This window comes from Streptomyces acidicola (assembly GCF_009377235.1).
GTDB classification, from domain to species: Bacteria; Actinomycetota; Actinomycetes; order Streptomycetales; family Streptomycetaceae; genus Streptomyces; species Streptomyces acidicola.
In genome coordinates, this window is sequence record NZ_VMNX01000026.1 from 40,502 (window position 1) to 57,882 (window position 17,381).

Annotated in this window: 13 protein-coding genes; 6 read left to right on the top strand and 7 right to left on the bottom strand. The window is 72.7% G+C overall.

All coding sequences use genetic code 11. From position 1 onward, the window contains the following. The first annotated feature begins 56 nt into the window (after positions 1-56). Positions 57-3,242, top strand: a complete 3,186-nt coding sequence (locus tag FPZ41_RS10530) for an amidohydrolase family protein (RefSeq protein ID WP_152861342.1) — start codon at positions 57-59, stop codon at positions 3,240-3,242. A 7-nt stretch (positions 3,243-3,249) separates the two neighbouring features. On the opposite strand, the gene FPZ41_RS10535 is transcribed toward FPZ41_RS10530, so the two are convergent. Further along, a complete protein-coding gene (locus FPZ41_RS10535) occupies positions 3,250-4,353 on the bottom strand; it encodes a TRM11 family SAM-dependent methyltransferase (RefSeq protein WP_322620062.1) in 1,104 nt (367 codons plus the stop codon). A gap of 220 nt (positions 4,354-4,573) precedes the next feature. Here FPZ41_RS10535 and FPZ41_RS10540 point away from each other — a divergent pair, with 220 nt between their 5' ends. Then, positions 4,574-5,236 (top strand): maltokinase N-terminal cap-like domain-containing protein, encoded by a 663-nt coding sequence (locus FPZ41_RS10540; RefSeq protein WP_152861346.1) that lies wholly within the window; start codon positions 4,574-4,576, stop codon positions 5,234-5,236. On the opposite strand, the gene FPZ41_RS10545 is transcribed toward FPZ41_RS10540, so the two are convergent. Further along, a complete protein-coding gene (locus tag FPZ41_RS10545) occupies positions 5,233-6,444 on the bottom strand; it encodes a 4-hydroxybenzoate 3-monooxygenase (RefSeq protein WP_322620063.1) in 1,212 nt (403 codons plus the stop codon). The genes FPZ41_RS10540 and FPZ41_RS10545 overlap by 4 nt on opposite strands. A 200-nt stretch (positions 6,445-6,644) precedes the next feature. On the opposite strand from FPZ41_RS10545, the gene FPZ41_RS10550 reads away from it, so the two are divergent. From FPZ41_RS10550 to FPZ41_RS10560, 3 genes are all read left to right on the top strand, one after another. Next, positions 6,645-7,136, top strand: a complete 492-nt coding sequence (locus FPZ41_RS10550; protein ID WP_131567825.1) for a VOC family protein — start codon at positions 6,645-6,647, stop codon at positions 7,134-7,136. Positions 7,137-7,223: 87 nt separating this feature from the next. Next, positions 7,224-8,000, top strand: a complete 777-nt coding sequence (locus tag FPZ41_RS10555) for an aminoglycoside adenylyltransferase family protein (RefSeq protein WP_407698770.1) — start codon at positions 7,224-7,226, stop codon at positions 7,998-8,000. Positions 8,001-8,064: 64 nt separating this feature from the next. Then, positions 8,065-8,901 carry a ribonuclease BN gene (locus FPZ41_RS10560; RefSeq protein WP_152861350.1) on the top strand — a complete coding sequence of 279 codons (837 nt, stop codon included), beginning with the start codon at positions 8,065-8,067 and terminating at the stop codon, positions 8,899-8,901. 16 nt (positions 8,902-8,917) lie between these two features. Here the strand turns inward: FPZ41_RS10560 and FPZ41_RS10565 are convergent, their stop codons facing one another. Genes FPZ41_RS10565 through FPZ41_RS10575 form a run of 3 tightly spaced genes read right to left on the bottom strand, consistent with a single transcriptional unit; the run spans position 8,918 to position 12,437 of the window. After that, the gene (locus FPZ41_RS10565; RefSeq protein ID WP_131567818.1) at positions 8,918-9,271 is read right to left on the bottom strand and encodes a UBP-type zinc finger domain-containing protein; all 354 of its coding nucleotides are present in this window, start codon (positions 9,269-9,271) and stop codon (positions 8,918-8,920) included. Then, a complete protein-coding gene (locus FPZ41_RS10570) occupies positions 9,268-10,764 on the bottom strand; it encodes an ATP-binding protein (protein ID WP_152861353.1) in 1,497 nt (498 codons plus the stop codon). The genes FPZ41_RS10565 and FPZ41_RS10570 overlap by 4 nt, the downstream gene beginning before the upstream one ends. Next, the gene (locus tag FPZ41_RS10575; RefSeq protein ID WP_152861355.1) at positions 10,761-12,437 is read right to left on the bottom strand and encodes an FAD-dependent oxidoreductase; all 1,677 of its coding nucleotides are present in this window, start codon (positions 12,435-12,437) and stop codon (positions 10,761-10,763) included. The genes FPZ41_RS10570 and FPZ41_RS10575 overlap by 4 nt, the downstream gene beginning before the upstream one ends. Positions 12,438-12,593: 156 nt before the next feature. Here FPZ41_RS10575 and FPZ41_RS10580 point away from each other — a divergent pair, with 156 nt between their 5' ends. Beyond that, a complete protein-coding gene (locus FPZ41_RS10580) occupies positions 12,594-13,466 on the top strand; it encodes a universal stress protein (RefSeq protein ID WP_152861357.1) in 873 nt (290 codons plus the stop codon). Here the strand turns inward: FPZ41_RS10580 and FPZ41_RS10585 are convergent. Both FPZ41_RS10585 and FPZ41_RS10590 read right to left on the bottom strand, forming a co-directional pair. Beyond that, complete coding sequence (locus FPZ41_RS10585) at positions 13,427-14,707, bottom strand: DUF4032 domain-containing protein (protein WP_228022656.1); 1,281 nt, start codon at positions 14,705-14,707, stop codon at positions 13,427-13,429. The genes FPZ41_RS10580 and FPZ41_RS10585 overlap by 40 nt on opposite strands. A gap of 130 nt (positions 14,708-14,837) precedes the next feature. Then, a complete protein-coding gene (locus FPZ41_RS10590; protein WP_152861359.1) occupies positions 14,838-17,342 on the bottom strand; it encodes a SpoIIE family protein phosphatase in 2,505 nt (834 codons plus the stop codon). Positions 17,343-17,381: the final 39 nt, after the last annotated feature.

Consider the following 17,381-nt stretch of genomic DNA (forward strand, 5'->3'; position numbering starts at 1 on the left):
ATGGCGTGAATAGCGCGGTTGCTCGTGGGCCGGGTGATGCGCCAGCGTGCACTGTCATGGACCGTGATCGGAGCACCGCCGCCTTCCGTCCGACGCGCCGTCAACTCCTCGCCGCCGCAGGTGCCGTCCCCCTCGTGGGCGCGGCCCCCGCCCCGGCGGCGGCACGACCGCGCACCGGCCTCTCCCTGACCTTCACCCGCGCCACCAACGGCTCGGCGACCCTCTCACCCGCCGGCGACCACCTGGTCGCCGAGGCCCAGAGCGCCCTGTGGTCCCTGCCGCGCTCCGGCGGCACGGCCCGCCCCCTGACCCCCTCGGACCTCGAACCCAACCGGCCCACGCACGCCCCGGACGGCACGCTCATCGCGTTCTGCGCCTACCGGGACGGCGGATTCCACATCTGGACGGTCCGCCCCGACGGCTCCGCCTTGCGGCAGCGCACGGACGGCCCCTGGGACGACCGCGGCCCGGCCTGGTCACCCGACGGCACCCGGATCGCCTTCGCCTCCGAGCGCGGCGGCGACCCGGTGGACGGCAGCCCGTACCGCGTCCACGTCCTCGACCTGCGCACCGGCCGGATCACCCGCGTCACCGGACTGCCCGGCCAGGACGGGCCCCTGCAGGACGGCCCGTGGGAGGACTTCGATCCCACCTGGTCGCCCGACGGCACCCGCATCCTGTTCGTCCGCGCGAAGACGCTCACCACCGCCCAGGGCGTGAGCCTTCAGGCCCGTACGATCGCCGCCGTCCCCGCCGACGGCACCGGCCCGGTCACCGTCCGGCACACCGAGACCGAGGCCGCCCAGGTCATGACGCCCGCCCTCGCCTCCGACGGCCGTCTCGCCCACCTGCGCACCACGGCGTCCCCGGACGGCTCCTGCACCCTCGTCGTCGACGGCCGCCCCGTCCCGGTCGACGGGGACATCGCTCCGGTGCCCCCGCGCTGGACACCGAAGGGCGAACTGCTCCTCACGGTCGACGGCACCTTCACCCTCGTACGACCCGACAGACCCCGGGAGCCGGAGACCGTGCCCTTCGAGGGCGTGCTCCCCGTGCATCGGCCGCGGTACCGCACCAAGGAGTACGACCTGGGGGAGGGCCGGGTCCGTCCCGTGCGGGGCGTCCACCTGCCCGCGTTGTCGCCCGACGGCCGGCAGATCGCCTTCGCGGCCCTCAACTCGCTGTGGCTCGCGGGCAGTTCGGGCGGTCGTTCGCCCCGGCGGCTGCGGCGGTCGGCGCCCACACGGTATCTGCTCGCCCCGTCCTGGGCACCCGACGGGCAGTCGCTCGTCTATGCCGACGACCGTGACGGGCTCCTCGGCGTGTACCGGCACGATCTCGCCACCGGCGAGGAGACGGCCCTCGCGACCGGCGGTCGGGTGTTTCCGGCGCTGTCACCCGACGGGCAGCGCCTCGCCTGCCTCGACCTCACCGGGCAACTCGTCGTCCGCGACCTGGCGTCCGGCGAGGAACGCGTCCTGGCCGCACCCCTCGGCGGCGGGGGAGTGCCCGGCCGCCCCAGTTGGTCGCCCGACGGCCGCCACCTCGCCCTGTGCGACCGCAACCGGCTCAACGCCCGCTTCCGGGAGGGCTACAACGTCATCCGGCTCGTCGACAGCACCACCGGCACCGACCGCCTCCACGCGGTCGCGCCCCACACGTCCATCGCCGACCGGTACGACTCCGGGCCCGTCTGGTCGCCGGACGGCCGCTGGATGGCGGTGATCGTGGAGTCCGCGCTGTGCCTGCTGCCCGTCGGACCCGACGGCACCCCACGAGGCGACCTGCGCACCCTCACCACCGAACCGGCCGACCACCCCTCCTGGTCCGGCGACTCCCGCACCCTGCTGTACCTGTCCGGCACCCGACTGCGGCTCGTCGACGTCGACGGCGGCCCCGCCCGCACCGTCCGCGTGCCCCTGGACGGCTCCCGGCCCACTCCCGCCGACACGGTGGTGCACGCAGGACGCCTGTGGGACGGCACGGGCGAGGACGTCCGGGACGACGTCGACATCGTCGTACGCGGTGGACGCATCGCCGCGGTGGAGCCCCATCGCGCGAGCCGGCGCGCCGCCCTCCGGCGGATCGACGCCTCGACACGCACCGTCGTCCCCGGACTGTGGGACACGCACACCCACCCCTGGCAGACGACCTACGGCGGACGCCAGAGCGCCGGCCAGCTCACCTACGGCATCACCACCGCCGTCTCCCTCGGCGGCTTCGCCCACGAACAGGCCCGCATCCGCGAGGCCGTGGCCGCCGGACAGCTCGCCGGACCCCGGCTGCTGACCACGGGCGAACTCCTCGACGGGGCACGCGTCGCCTACAGCATGGGCCGCGCCCACCGGACCCGGGAGGGACTGCGCCGCTCACTGGAGCGGGCCGCCGCGCTGGACTGGGACTTCGTCAAGACTTATGTGCGGGCGCCCACGTGGGTCATGGAGGAGGCCGCCCGCTTCGCACACGAGCGCCTCGGCGTGCGGAGCGGAGGCCATATGCTCTCGCCGGGCGTCCAGGTCGGCCAGGATGTGACGACCCATCTGCAGGCCACCCAGCGTGGCGAGTTCGGCCGAGCCATCACTGCCACGGGCCGCGCCTACCAGGACGTCGTCGAGGTCTACAGCGCACGCGGGATCGGATTCTCCCTGATCGCCACCCCCTTCACGTCCTCGCCGCTGCTCGGCGCGGACCCCGCCCTCGCCGACGACCCCCGCGTCACCGTCGTGATGCCTCCCTGGGACGCCGCCGCCGTCCAGCAGGGGGCCGGCGTCCCGCCAACCGACGCCCAACTCGCCACGCTGCGCACGGAGACCGACATCTACCGGCGGATCCTCGCCGCCGGCGGTCTTGTCGCCCTCGGCACGGACCAGCCGCTCGTCCCCGTCGGCCTGGCCCTCCACCTGGGCCTGCGCGCCCTCCACCGGGGCGGCATGTCCCCGGCCGAGGCCCTGCGCACCGCGACCGTGCTGCCCGCCCGCCTCTTCGGCGTCGACCGTGACCTGGGCACCGTCGAGGAGGGCCGGCTCGCCGACCTGACCGTCGTCGACGGCGACCCGTTCACGGACTTCGCCACCCTCGTCCGCACCGTCTCGGTCCTGCGGGGCGGAGTGCCGTACACCACCGACGAGTTGGTCACCGCCTTCGAACCGTCGGCCCGGCGGACCACGGCCGCTGAGGACGACTGGCTCAGGGTGGGGCAGCGGATGCGCAGGGACGGCTGCTGCGACCCCCACGGGTACTGACGGGCGTCTAGCCGGCCTCCGCCTCCCGTCGGCCCGGGGAGCGTCTGCGGGTGCGTGGGCGTTCGAGGCGGACCAGCAGCGGACGGCTGCCGAACAGGCTCAGTTGCTGCACGTGGACGGGTGCCAGGCCGAGCGCCAGGGCCTGGCCCAGTCCGCGTGCCTCGGGCAGCAGCACGACCGCGCGCCCCTCGTCGGTGAGGACACGGGCGAGTTCGCGCCACCACCGCTCCGGGTGCCCGGCGAGGCGTCCGCCCGCGTCGACCTGGTCTCCCCAGGGCGGGTTGCACAGGACGCGGTCGACGCTGCGATCGGGAAGGGGAAGCGCCCCGGCGTCGCCGCGCTGGACGGTGACCGGGAGCGGCCCGGCGTTCCGTCGTGCCGCACGGCGCGCGTCCCGATCGAGATCGAACCCGAGCAGTGTGGTCCCCGGCACCGTGTGGTGGGCCTCGATGAGCAGCGTCCCCGCCCCACAGCACGGATCCAGCACCCGCAGGCCCGGACGCAGCTCGGCCGCCTGGGCCATGGCTGCGGCGACCGGCGGGTGCAGCGTGCCCGGAACGGTCGCGTTCTTGTAGGCGCGACGGTGTGCCGGGCGCCGCCCCAGGCGGAGCAGCAGGGTGGCATGGGTGCCGTCCAGTGTGAGCCGCCACCCGCTGTGGCCGGGCGGCGGAGGCTCCCCCTGCCGGCGCGCGTGGTACGGCACACCGGCGCGCTCGGCCGGCACCCGGCCGACGGCGTCCTCGATGTCGTACCGGTTGTAGGTCCTGCGCCCGAGGAAGGACGCCGAGATCTCGATCCCGCCGAACCCGGCCGGGCCGCCGCGTGCCCGGCGTTCCCGGGCCAGACCCGCCAGATCGACCGCACGGGCCAGGTCCGCCAGGGCGGCCAGGTCGCTCTTGTGCGGTCCGGCATCGTCCTGGCGCAGGGCCAGCAGGAAGACGTCGTCGGCGGTCCGCAGCCGCCCCTCGTCGTCGGTGCCCGGCTCTGCCCGGAAGCCCACCTCACGGTGGCCGACCCAGTCGATGGTCGCGGAACCGCTTCGCGGAATCTCCGCGCCGAGTGCGGGCTCCAGCCCGCGTACACATCGCGCCACCAGGCGCGCCGCCGTCACGAGACGGCCGGCGTGCCGGGACGCGGATGCTGAACGAACACGCGCCGTACGCGCATGATGCTGTCTTCTCCCACGTCGCAGCCCGGGACGGTGAACGACCGTCCCGCATCGTCGGCGCCGGGTGGATCCGCGTCGTGCCGACGGAGCGGCTAGCGGAGGAAGCAGAACGTCATGATCGGGAAACCGTACCAGCGCGTCAGCTTCCGTGAGAGCCTTCGGCATGGCCGTCATTCACCGCACCACACTCAAGCCGACCAAGCTGGAACTGCTCACCGCCTGGCTGCCCTCCCGCCCGTGGTACGGCGGCGCCGGCGCACCCGAACCGGCCAGGGCCGGCGGCTTCCGGCTGGACGACCCGGACGGAGAGGTCGGGATCGAGTTCATGGTGGTCACCGACGCCGCCGTCCCCCGGCCGGCCGGCTATCTGGTGCCGCTGACCTATCGCGGTGCCCCGCTCGACGGGGCGGAGCACGCCCTCATCGGCACCGCGGAGCACGGGGTACTGGGGCTGCGCTGGGTCTACGACGGCTGTCACGACCCGGTGCTGGTCGCCCAGTTGCTTGCCCTGATCGACGGGCGGGTCCAGGCCCAGGCACAGAGCACCAGCGACACCCCCGACCTGGAGGTCACCCGTTCCTACGCCGGTGCGGGCCTCACCTCCCCGGATGTCACGACCACCGCCATCGACGACCAGGAGGGCACCGAGCTGCCCGCACCGCAGGGCACGACCCTGCGCCTGCACCGGGTCCTGCGGCCCGCTCCGGACGGCTCACCGCTCCTTCCCGAAGGAGCCACGGGTCACGTCGGCGGCACCTGGCAGCTGCCGGACGGCACCCGCGCCCGCGGGCTGTTCGCCGTCCTGCACACCAGTTCACGCAGCTAGTGATCCGTGCCCTTGCCCAGGTACAGCTCCGCGAAGCTGGTCGCGGCGGCGGGGGAGCCGAGGATCCGGCGCATGCGTGCGGTTGCCGCGCCCGCGCGGAAGGGGTCGCCCGAGGACGGCCCGTGCAGCAGCTCGGACAGCCACTGCGAGAACTCCTGGTAGTGCCACACCCGGCGCAGGCAGGCCGCCGAGTAGTCGCGCAGCCCGCTGTCGTCCCCCTTGCCGCAGTACGCGGCGAGCGCGTAGGCCAGGAGCAGCGCGTCGTGCAGTGCGAGGTTCATGCCCTTCGCCGCGATCGGCGCCACCAGGTGGGCGGCGTCACCCGCGAGGTACAGCCGTCCGTACGCCATGGGTTCGGTGACGTAGCCGTGCATGTCGAGCACGCGCTTCTCGATGAGCCGGCCCTCGGTGAGCGGCGGCGCGCCGTCCACCGCCAGGCGGGTGTGCAGCTCGGACCACACCGTGTCGTCCGACCAGTTCTCCGGGACGTCGCCGGGCGGGCACTCCAGGTAGTAGCGGGTGATCTCGGGGCTGCGTGCCATGTGGCCGGCGAAGCCCCGCGGATGCATGCCGAGGATCACGCAGTTGGAGGACGGCGGTGCCTCGGCGAGCAGCGCCAGCCAGCCCACGCCGTGGTCGTGCCGGGCGACGGTCGTGGACGCGTCCGGCATCGCGGTGCGTGTCACCCCGCGCGCACCGTCGCAGCCCGCGACGAACTCGCAGCGCAGCAGCAGCCGTTCACCGGTATCGGGGTCGGTGTACGACACGGCGGGCTCGTCGCCGTCGATGCCGTGGAGCTCGACGTCGCGTACGCCGAACCTGATGTCGCCGCCCCGCACGTCGGCGTACTCGCGGACCAGATCGGTCACCAGCAGCGGCTGCGGATAGACGTAGTGGCGGTGGCCGGTGAGCTCCGTGTACGGGAAGCGCTGCCGCGTGCGCTCGAAGCGGAACTCGAACTCGGTGTGTGTGGGCGCCCGTTCCACGATCCGGTCGGCCAGGCCGCGCTGTTCCAGGGCGCGCACCGCCCACTCCTCCAGGAAGCCCGCGCGTGGTCGCTGCTCGATGAACTCCCGGCTCTCGATCTCCAGGACGACACAGTCGACGGAGGCGGCCCGCAGGAGGTTGGCGACGGTCAGCCCGGCAGGCCCGGCACCGACGATCACGACCGGAACATGCTGCACCGGCACGGAGGAGGGGGTCGTCACCCGGCCATTATGCGGGCGTCCCTCGGACCACGACCTCAAGTCCCGTGACTATCAGGGCCGTTGCGCCAAACAGGCCGGAATGCGACCCCCGTAGTGCCCGGCGTGCCTCCGCGCGCCTGGTTGACCGCGCGCCGTGCGGTCCTAGAGTGAACGAGTGCCGACTGATTGAAAACCAAACTGCCTGTGTTGAGGAGTTTCACGTGGAACCTGCGGACCTCGCGGCGATCGAGGCGGAACGCGCCCGCATCCGGGACCGCCACCTGACGGCGGACCGGCCGGCGAGCAGCGCCCGCGGAGTGCACCACGTGGCGCTGCTCTCCTCCGACGTGGAGCGGACGGTGCGGTTCTACCAGGACCTGCTGGAGTTCCCCCTCACCGAGATGATCGAGAACCGCGACTACAAGGGCTCCACGCACTTCTTCTTCGACCTCGGCAACGGCAACCTGCTCGCCTTCTTCGACTTCCCCGGCCTCGACCTCGGCCCCTACGCGGAGGTCCTCGGCGGACTCCACCACGTCGCCATCTCCGTCGAACCCGCCACCTGGCACCGCCTGCGCGACAAGATCGTCGCGGCGGGCGTGGACCACCAGGAGGAGAGCGGTACGTCGATCTACTTCCGCGACCCCGACGGCGCCCGCCTCGAACTGATCGCCGACCCGCTCGGCGAGATGTACGGCACGTCGGTGGTCTGATCCCGTACGTCGCGGTCACGGGAGGGCCGAAGGGCGGTACGGGCACGGCGGAAATCCGGTGGCCCGTCCGCTCCCCGCCCGCCTACCATCCCGCCCGTGACACAGCTCGACGACGTCCTGCACCTGGTGCGCCGCGTACTCGGCGACGACCTCACCGGCGCCTATCTGCACGGTTCCGCCGTGCTGGACGGTCTGCGCCCGAGCAGCGACCTGGACGTGCTGGTCGTGGCGCGCCGCCGGACGACGGAGGACGAGCGACGGGCCCTGACCGCCGGACTCATGCGCCTCTCCGGCTCCCAGGCGGTGAACGGCCCGGCCCGTCCCGTGGAGCTGAGCGTCGTCGCCCGGGACGACATCAGCCCGTGGCGCTACCCACCGCGCTGTGAGTTCCTGTACGGGGAATGGCTGCGCGAGGACTTCGAGCGGGGCGTGGTGCCGGGTCCCGCCGCCACCCCCGATCTCGCGCCGCTCATCACGATGACGCTGAACGGCGACACGGCACTCCTCGGCCCGCCGGCGGCCGAGGTCCTCGCGCCCGTCCCGCACGAGGACCTGCGCCGTGCGATCGTCGCGGGCGTCCCGGACCTCCTGGCCGACCTGGAGTCCGACACCCGCAACGTCCTCCTGACCCTCGCCCGAATCTGGACGACCCTCGAGACCGGCACCATCAAGTCCAAGGACGCGGCGGCCGCTTGGGCGCTCGGCCTCCTCCCGCCCGAACACCGCCCGGCTCTGATCCTCGCCCAGGCGGCCTACCGCGGTGAGCAGCCGGACGACTGGCACGCCCTCATGCCCCGGGCCCACGCGCTCGCCGCTCACCTGGCCGCCGAGATCCGCGACAGCGCTGACGGGGCCATGCCCTGAACGTTCCAGTGGCCCGGTACCGCGGTACTCCGGTCGGGTGGCCTGTCGCGGCGGGTGTGCGGGCATGCCCGGGGCGGGCGCCGGGTCTGCTTACCGTGCGTGTGTGGTGGCTCATCGAAGCCGGCGGGCCCGCTGGCACGACTCGGCCGCCGGACGGCTCTGGCAGCACGGCAGCGACCTGGAACTCCTGCACCGGTCCATGGGTTTCGCGGCGCTCGGCCTGGTCACCCTGGCTCCGCTGCTGATCGTCGTCGCGGCGGCCGCCCCCTTCCAGGAACGGGGATTCGCCCTGTGGGTGATCGACGGCATGAGCCTGTCGGGGCGCCCGGCGGAGGCCGTGCGGGAGGTGTTCTCCGCTCCGCGGATCGTCCTGAGCGCCACCAGCGCGTTCAGTGTGCTGGTCCTGGCGCTGTTCGGCGTGGCCTTCGCGGCCAGCGTCCAGAACGGCTACGAGAGGATCTGGGAAGTCGCCGCCGGCCCGTGGCACGCCGTGTGGCGCCAGGTGGTGTGGCTCGCCGCGCTGACGGGATACCTGTTCGCCGAGGCGCAGAGCGGCGCGTTGCTGCGAGCGGGACTGGTGGGGTCCGCTCTCCGTATCACGCTCACCTTGTTCTTCGGCCTGCTGTTCTTCTGGTGGGGGCAGCATTTCCTTCTCGGTGAGCGGAAGTCGTGGTGGGCGCTGCTGCCGGGCGCCCTGGCGACCGTGGTGGGCCTGGTGGGTTTGCGCTGGTTCTCGTACCTGGTGTTCTCGCCGCTGATCGTGAACAACGCGGTCACCTACGGCGCCGTCGGCACCGTTCTGGTCGTGCAGTCCTGGCTCATCGGCGTCGGGTTCGTGGTGTTCGGCGGCGCCTTGCTGGGGCGCCATGTCCACGATGCCTGGGAACGGCGGGAGCGGTGACCTCCCGGCGCCCCGGTCACCGATTCAGCGACTCCAGCCAGTTCGGCGGCACGCGCCCCTCCGGTCCCGGTACCGGCTGGTCGGCGGGGTGGGCCAGCGGGGGAGCGAGGTCGGGGCCGGACTCGTACATCTGTGAGGTGTCGTAGTTCCAGAACCAGGCCTCGCCGGGCTCGTAGCTGCGGATGAACGGATGGTGGGCGTCGCGGGCATGGGCGCTCGCGTGCTGGGCGGGCGAGCTGTCGCAGCAGCCGACGTGCCCGCACTGGGCACAGCGCCGCAGATGGAACCACCATCCGCCTGCTGCGTCGCACTCCGTACAGCCCGGTCCGCTCGGCGGGACGCTCGGGTCGATTCCGGCGGGCAGGGTCATGACGCCTCCTCGGGGGCCGTGGATGGCTCGGGTGTTCCGGGTGTCCCGGGCGTGTCGGACTCCGTCGCCGTCAGCGGAAGCCGCACCTGGAACCGCGTGTCGCCCGGCACGGACTGCACCTCGAGGCTCCCGTGGTGCTTGTTGACGACGATGCGCCACGAGATGTCCAGCCCGAGCCCCGTCCCCTGTCCGACCGGCTTGGTGGTGAAGAACGGGTCGAAGATGCGACCGCGGATGTCCGGCGGAATCCCGGGCCCCGTGTCGCGGAACTCGACCAGCAACTGGTCCCGGTCGAGCGCCGTGCGCACAGTCAGCTTGCCCTCCCCGCCCGCGTTGTTGATGGCCCCGACGGCGTTGTCGATCAGGTTGGTCCACACCTGGTTCAGCTCGCCCGGGTAGGCCGGGACGCGCGGCAGGGAGCGGTCGTAGTCCTTGACCACCTCGATCCGCGAGCCGATCTTCCCCGACAGCATCAGCAGCGTGCTGTCGAGGAGTTCGTGCACGTCCGCGACCTGGTACGGAGCCCGGTCGAGCTGCGAGTACTGCTTGGCCGCGTCGACGAGGGTGGAGACCCGGGTGGTGGAGTCCTCGATCTCGTTCATCAGGAGTTCGGTCTCCACCGTGTAGTTGAGCCACCGCACGGCGCCTTCGAGGGTCTGCTCGTCCACGGCCGCCGCGACCCGGTCCAGCCAGTCGGTGTCGAGGCCGGCCTGCACGAACGTCGGCGCGAGCTGCCAGCCGCCCGCGATGCCGTGGTCGTCGAACCACTCCTCCAGCGCGTCCTCCCGGTCGGACGCCTCCAGCGGGCTGAGCGGCGTCGCCTTGGACACCTGCTCGGCCGTACGCTCCTGGATCTCGACGAGCGTCGCCAGCGTCTCGCGCCGGTACGACCCCGAGGCGATGACCCCGAGCTTGTTCCGCATCCCCGCCACGCGTTCCCGCAGCGCCGAGGTGGCCCGGACCGCCGCCGCGGCCGGGTTGTTCAGCTCGTGCGTGAGTCCCGCCGACAGCGAACCGAGCGCCAGCAGCCGTTCACGCTCCCCGATCGTCCGCTGCGTGGTCTGGGTGCCGAAGAAGAGGCCTTCCAGCAGGTGCACGGCCATGGGGAACCACTCGCGCAGGACCGCGGAGAACGTCTCGGCCGGCAGCACGAAGAACCGTGAGGGTTCGGTGACGCGCACGGACCCCTTGTAGCGGGTGCTCTTGCCCGGACCGGTCACATACGCCTGCATGGCACCTGCGTACACCCCGCGCTGAGAGGTGCGGTTGGTCTCCACGTCGTCGTTCCCGACGCGCCGCGACATCACGAGGGTGCCTTCGAGGAGGACGTAGAAACAGGTGGCAGGCTCACCCTCCCGATAGACATAGCCGGGGGCGAACCTCTCCACGCGGCCCTCCCGGCACAGCCGCGCGAGCTGCTCCTCGTCCAGCTTCTCGAACAGGAAGAGTGTGCCGAGCTCCGCCGCGTCACACGGCAGCGGCTGCCCGGTCATGACTGCTCCAGATACCGGTGCACGAGCATCACGGCCATCGCTCCCTCTCCGACCGCGGACGCGACCCGCTTGGCGGACTCCGCCCGCGCGTCCCCGGCGACGAACACGCCGGGCACATTGGTCTCCAGGTGGTACGGCGGCCGGTCCAGCTCCCAGCCCGGGGGCGGCCCGCCGTCATCGGTCAGATCGGGCCCGGCCAGGACGAACCCGCGCTCGTCCCGCAGCAGGGTGCCCTCCAGCCAGTCCGTCAGCGGCGCGGCGCCGATGAACACGAACAGCCACTGCGCGTCGGCGAGTTCGCTGCGCCCGCTCGCCAGGTCCCGCAGGGTGAGCTGCTCCAGGTGCTCCGTGCCGTGGGCGGAGTCCACGACGGTGCCCGTGCGCACGGAGATGTTGGGTATCGATTCGATCTGCTGGATCAGATAGTGCGACATGGACGCCTCCAGCGACTCCCCGCGCACCAGCAGCGTCACCGACTTGGCGTGGCGCGCCAGATACACCGCGGCCTGACCTGCCGAGTTCGCTCCGCCCACGATGTACACGTCGTGCCCCTGGCAGGCGGCGGCCTCGGTCAGCGCCGACCCGTAGAACACCCCGCACCCCGTCAGGTCCCCACAGCCCGGCGCCTCGAGCTGCCGGTACGACACGCCGGTCGCCAGGATCACGCTGTGCGCGGCGATCGAGGAACCGTCGGAGAACCGGACCGTGCGCGACGCCCCGCCCACCTCAAGACCGGTCACCTCGCGCGCGGTGAGGATCTCGGCACCGAACTTCGCGGCCTGCCGCCGCGCCCGCCCGGTGAGCTGCGAGCCGGACACGCCGTCGGGGAACCCCAGGTAGTTCTCGATCCGTGAGCTCTGCCCGGCCTGCCCACCGGTCGCGGACCGCTCCACGAGCACGGTCCTCAGCCCCTCCGAGGCCCCGTACACAGCGGCCCCGAGCCCGGCCGGCCCACCGCCGATGACGACCAGGTCGTAGAACTCGGCCTCCGGCGTCGTCGCGAGCCCGACCCGGTCCGCGAGCTCCGCGTCCTCGGGCGCCACCAGCGGCGTACCGTCCGGCGTGACCACCAGCGGCAGCCGCTCACCGTCGGCTCCGGCCGCCGCCAGCAGCCGGCGTCCCTCCGGCTCGTCGGACGAGAACCAGCGGTACGGCACCTGGTTGCGGGCGAGGAACTCGCGTACGCCCGACGATCTCGCCGACCAGCGGTGCCCGACCACCTTCGTCACGCCCACGCACGCCCGGTCGGCGGCCCGCCAGGCCTCCAGCAGGTCGTCCAGGACCGGGTACAGCTTCTCCTCGGGCGGGTCCCACGGCTTGAGCAGATAGTGGTCGAGGTCGATCACATTGATCGCATCGATCGCCGCGCTCGTGTCGGCGTACGCCGTCAGCAGCACCCGCCGGGCCCGGGGATAGATGTCGAGCGCCTGCTCAAGGAACTCGATCCCGTTCATCTCCGGCATCCGGTAGTCGGCCAGCAGCACCGCCACCTGGTCACCGCGCAGCTTCAGCTCCCGCAGCGCCTCCAGGGCACTCTCGCCGGACTCGGCCCGCACGACCCGGTACGACTCGCCGTACCGGCGGCGCAGATCGCGGGCCACGGCGCGCGAGACCCCCGGATCGTCGTCCACGGTCAGAATGACGTTCCGTGCCGGACCTGCGGCCTGTGCCATCTGTCTCCCACCCTGAGCGCTGAAGCTCCCCTTCCGCCATCGTAAGGTCGGTCGTCCCGTTTTCGCTTCGGAAGGGGGATGCGCCCAGGGTGCCGGGGAAGGAACGCCCCGTAGGAAGGCGCACGACAAGCGACCCGTCGAGGGAGAGACAGCCGAATGATCCGCCCGATCACCGTGGGAGTGGACGGAACACCCGAGAGCAGGGCCGCCGCGGCCTGGGCGGGACGGGAGGCCGTCCGCCGCGGCCTGCCCCTGAGGATCGTGCACGCCTGGCAGTGGCAGCCGACCGACGTCGCCATCGCCGCGGACCAGGACACCCAGGCGGGCTGGGCCCGCGACCTGGTGCGGGAGGCCGGGCGGACCGTCACCGAACGGCACCCGGGCCTGACCGTGACCGCCGAGATACTCGACGGGGGAGCGGTCGAGTCACTCGTGGCCGCGGCGGCGGAGGCCGAGAAGCTGGTGCTGGGCACGCGCGGGCACGGCGCGATCGTCGGCTTCCTGCTCGGGTCCGTCGGCCAGCAGGTCCTCGCCGAGGCCGAGCGGCCCGTCGTCCTCGTCCGCTCCGACGACCACCCCGAGGCCGAGGCGGGCGGCCGGGAGATCGTCGTCGGTCAGCACGGCGGCCCCGACGACAGCTCCGCCGCCCTCGGCTTCGCCTTCGAGACGGCCGCCGCCCGCGGCGCCGGACTACGCGCCGTACGGGCCTGGAACCTGCCCCCGGTGTTCGCCTACAGCCCCGGCTCGCTGAGACTCGCGGACCAGGCCGGGGGCCTGGAACCGTACGAGAAGGAGGCGCTCGGCGAGGCACTGCGGCCCTGGCGTGAACGGTTCCCCGATGTGCCCGTGACCGAGCACGTGGAGATCGGCAGCGCGGCCCAGGTCCTGCTGTCGGTGGCCGGGCGGGCCCAGCTGATGGTGGCCGGACGGCGTGCCCACCGCCGCGCGGTCGGCTCGCGCATCGGTTCGGTCGCCCACGCCCTCGTCCATCACGCGCCCTGCCCGGTGGCCGTCGTACCGCCCTCCTGAACCGCCCCGGCCACGGCGGCCTCGGGGAGCGTCGCACGGACCTTGGGGAGGACGTTCTCGATGTAGTCCTTCACGGCCGTGTCCAGACCTATGTCGTGCTGGGCCCGCTCCGACAGGTACCAGCGGTGTTCCAGCAACTCGTGGTACAGCTCGGCCGGGTCCATGGAACCGCGCAGCTCCAGCGGTATCACCCGCACGGTCGGCCGGAACACGTCGCGGACCCAGCGGTGGGCCAGCACCTCCGGGCGGGCCGCGAGGGGATCGCCGGGCGCATAGTCGTCCTGGGTGGCCATCCAGCTCTCCAGGTCCGTGAGCAGTCTGCGCGCCTGGTTCTCCTCGGTGTCGAGGCCGGTCAGCCGCAGCAGCTGCCGCTGGTGGTGACCGGCGTCGACGACCTTCGGCACGAACGTGACGCTGTCCCCGTTGGACGAGTGGGTGATCTGCATCTCGGCCACGTCGAAACCGAGCTCGTTGAGACGGCGTATGCGGTGCTCGATGTAGTGGTGCTTGCCCGCCGGGTACACCGTCGTGCGGGTCAGCTCACCCCACAGGCCCTGGTACCGCGCGCAGATCTCCGTACCGAACTCGATGGGGTCGACGGACGGGTGCAGCGCCCCCGACGCCTCCAGGTCGAGCAGTTCCCCGCTGATGTTCACCCGCGCCAGGTCGAGGTCGTAGTCGCGCTGCCCGTCGCTCAGCCTCGGATGCAGCTCGCCGGTCTCGGCGTCGACCAGGTACGCGGCGTAGGCACCGGCGTCCCGCCGGAACAGGGTGTTGGACAGCGAACAGTCCCCCCAGGCGAACCCGGCCAGGTGCAGCCGCACCAGCAGCACGGCCAGCGCGTCCATGAGGCGGTGCATGGTCGCGGGCCGCATCGTCGTCTCGAACAGCGACCGGTACGGCATCGAGCCGCGCAGGTGACGCGTGATCAGTACGGGCTCCAGGTAGTCACCGTCCGCGTCGGTGCGGCCCGTGACGACGGCCAGCGCGTCCACCGCGGGGATGCCCAGCCGGTCCAGGTCCCGCAGCAGCTCGAACTCCCGCACCGCGGGCCGCTCGGCGAGCTCCTTCACGGCGACGACCTCCGAGCCGGCGCGGGCGTAGCGCACCACGTGCCGCGAGATACCGCGCGGCAACGGCACGAGACGGTTCTCGGGCCACTCCTCCAGGGGCAGGTGCCACGGCAGGTCCAGCAGCAGCGCGGGGTGCTCCGGGTTCGTGGCGCTGATCTGCAATGCCATCGGTGTCCTGCCCTCGCCTCACGGTCGTGTGCCGGCCGGGCACGGCGCGGTGCCGTGTCCCAGAGCATCTCCGCACTTCGACGGCCGTCCCGTCAACCTGGGGGTGGACTTCACCCGCCGTAGAAGCCCCCTAGGGGTGCCGCTCGTCGTCCTGATGGAGCGTCGCGAGCAGGAGCGCGATGTCGTCGGGGCGGTCGGTGGTGTGGCGCGCCTCGTCGGTGAGCTCGTCGGCGACTCCGCCCAGGGAGGCACCGTCCGGTTTCTCGGCGGGCACGGCCGCGAGCGACAGCGCCGTACGGAGCGCCTCGATGCCCTCGTCGATGTCCCCGCCCGGCCGCTCGACGAGGCCGTCGGTGTACAGCGCCAGGACGGCGCCCGGTTCCAGACACAGCTCCGTCACCGGGTAACGGGCCTCCGGGTCCACGCCGAGCACCACACCGCCGGGCAGGTCCAGCACGTCGGTACGGCCACCGGGGTGCCGCAGGAGGGGCTGCGGGTGTCCGGCGCGCGCGGCCCGGACGACTCCGGTGACCGGATCGAGCCGGATGTAGCAACAGCTGGCGAACTGACCCGGATCGAGATCGATGAGCAGCCGGTTCGTCCCGCTCATCACCTCGTCCGGCGGATGGTCTCCGACTGCGAAGGCCCTTACCGCACTGCGCAGCTGGCCCATCGTGGCCGCGGCCTGCACCCCGCGGCCCTGCACATCGCCGATGACCAGGGCCAGCCCGTTGCCGGTCTCCACCACGTCGTACCAGTCACCACCGACATCGATGCCCTGCGTACCCGGCAGATAGCACCCGGCCGTCTCCAACCGCGGATGCGCCGACAGCCGGCGCGGCAGCAGCGCCTCCTGCAGCGCTCGCGCGATCGTGGCCTCGGTGTCGTAGCGCCGCGCCCTCTCCAGCGCCTGGGCGATCAGCCCGGCCAGCGCCGTGAGCACCGTGCGCTCCTGCCCGCTGAAGCCACGCGGCCGGTCGAAGCCGAGGATGCAGGAGCCCACCGGCCGCCCGGACGCGATCAGCGGCAGGAACGCCCGGGCGCCCTCGGTGCCGTCCAGCGGGATGCCCGGATAGACGGCCTCCAGCTGCCCCAGCGACTCGAAGAACAGGGGCTTGCCGGTGGTGAGCGCATCCACGGCCGGCAGCCGCGTGTCCAGCCCCATCCCCTCGAACTCGGAGAGGAACCCCTGCGCGTAGCCCGTCTCCCACGCCAGGTACAGGTGCCGTTCGTGCAGCAGGTGGATGGCCAGCCGGCGGCCGCCGAACGCGGGCAGCAGCTCGCGCATCACGACCTCGGAGACCTGCTGGGCGGTCACGGCCTCGGTCAGCGCGATGGCCAGGAAGATCGGCCGGTACACCGGTGCCATCGAGGCGACCCCCGCCGTCGTCGGTGGTGCCTCGTCCACCGGGGCGGCCTCGGCGGTGTCCGCGATCTGCCCCAGTGGAACCAGCCGGCACGTCATGAGGTCCGGGCCGGGATGCACCGACAGCGTCAGCCAGTCACCGTCGTGCCCGTGCCACCCCCGCCCCGGACCGACCGGGTGGGGACGCCGGACGTGGAAGTTCACCGGGTCCGGCGACAGCAGCGCCCCGCGCAGATGGTCCTCGTACGAAGGCTGCCGCAGCCAGGGCACCGCCTGCGGCAGGGGCCGGCCGACGAGTTCCGTCCTCGGCCGGCCGAGGAGCTCGGCACCCCGCGGATTGACGTACGTGATCAGGCCGAGCCGGTCGAACGCGAACACACCGTCCGGGAGCAGATCGGCCGCACCGTCCGCCGCGGGCCCCGGCCCAGGGTCGACGACGAGCCCCCGCACCACGGGCGGCGCCTGGGGCATCCAGCACTCCAACAGGCGCAGAGCCCCGTCCGCGGACCGCACCGTCAGCGGCCCACCCGCCGGATGGCCGGCGGCCACGGCGTGCAGGGCGTCCAGCACCAGCGGCGCATCGTCGGACGCCACCGCCTCCGCGAACACCTCAGGGGTCCCGGGGAGATCATCAGGAGCGCAGCCCGCCAGCACCCGCAGGGCGTCGTCCATCGTGACGGTTCCGGCAGCCGGGTCCCAGGTGAAGTGGCCGACACGGCCGACCGGCGAACCGGTGGCCGGGGGCCGCACACACAGCGGATCCCCGTCCCAGACGATCTCCGCCCCCTCCACCTCCAGCGCCCGCAGCCCGGCGCCCAGCTGGTCCGCGATCCCGGTGACCACGTCGTCGTCGGACAGCACGGCCGCGGTGTCCGGGGCCGCCGGCCGCAGCACCGTCAGCACCCCGTACGTCGTCGAGCCCGCCACCACGGGTACGTAGACCGACCCGAACCGGAACGGCAGGCCCGCCGCGAACTGGGGGTAACGGCGCATCGTCTCGGTGGCGTCGGGCAGCACCACATGAGCGCCGTGCCTGAAGGCGTCGGCGGCGGGGAACTGCCGGTCCACGTGCAACTGCCACCACGGGCGGAACAGCGGGCCGGGCACTCCGGCGAGCAGGGCGAGCCGCAGCAGTCCGGGCGTGCCCGACCGCAGGTAGACGCCGCCCGCACAGCCGCTCAGCGCACGCATCGCCTCCGCCACGGCAGCGATGAGCACGGCCTGCGGCCTTCCGGGCGCCGGTGCGTCACGCTCCGAGCTCCCATGCATCGCTCTGCCTTCGTCCCCGTGCAGTCGGCCCACCCACAC

Excerpts from the sequence above, each read along its gene's own strand:
- FPZ41_RS10530 (WP_152861342.1), top strand. The coding sequence starts at position 57 with ATGGACCGTGATCGGAGCACCGCCGCCTTCCGTCCGACGCGCCGTCAA.
- FPZ41_RS10540 (WP_152861346.1), top strand. The coding sequence starts at position 4,574 with ATGGCCGTCATTCACCGCACCACACTCAAGCCGACCAAGCTGGAACTG.
- FPZ41_RS10560 (WP_152861350.1), top strand. The coding sequence starts at position 8,065 with ATGCCCGGGGCGGGCGCCGGGTCTGCTTACCGTGCGTGTGTGGTGGCT.
- FPZ41_RS10585 (WP_228022656.1), bottom strand. The coding sequence starts at position 14,707 with ATGGCATTGCAGATCAGCGCCACGAACCCGGAGCACCCCGCGCTGCTG.
- FPZ41_RS10580 (WP_152861357.1), top strand. The coding sequence starts at position 12,594 with ATGATCCGCCCGATCACCGTGGGAGTGGACGGAACACCCGAGAGCAGG.
- FPZ41_RS10590 (WP_152861359.1), bottom strand. The coding sequence starts at position 17,342 with ATGCATGGGAGCTCGGAGCGTGACGCACCGGCGCCCGGAAGGCCGCAG.
- FPZ41_RS10570 (WP_152861353.1), bottom strand. The coding sequence starts at position 10,764 with ATGACCGGGCAGCCGCTGCCGTGTGACGCGGCGGAGCTCGGCACACTC.
- FPZ41_RS10565 (WP_131567818.1), bottom strand. The coding sequence starts at position 9,271 with ATGACCCTGCCCGCCGGAATCGACCCGAGCGTCCCGCCGAGCGGACCG.
- FPZ41_RS10575 (WP_152861355.1), bottom strand. The coding sequence starts at position 12,437 with ATGGCACAGGCCGCAGGTCCGGCACGGAACGTCATTCTGACCGTGGAC.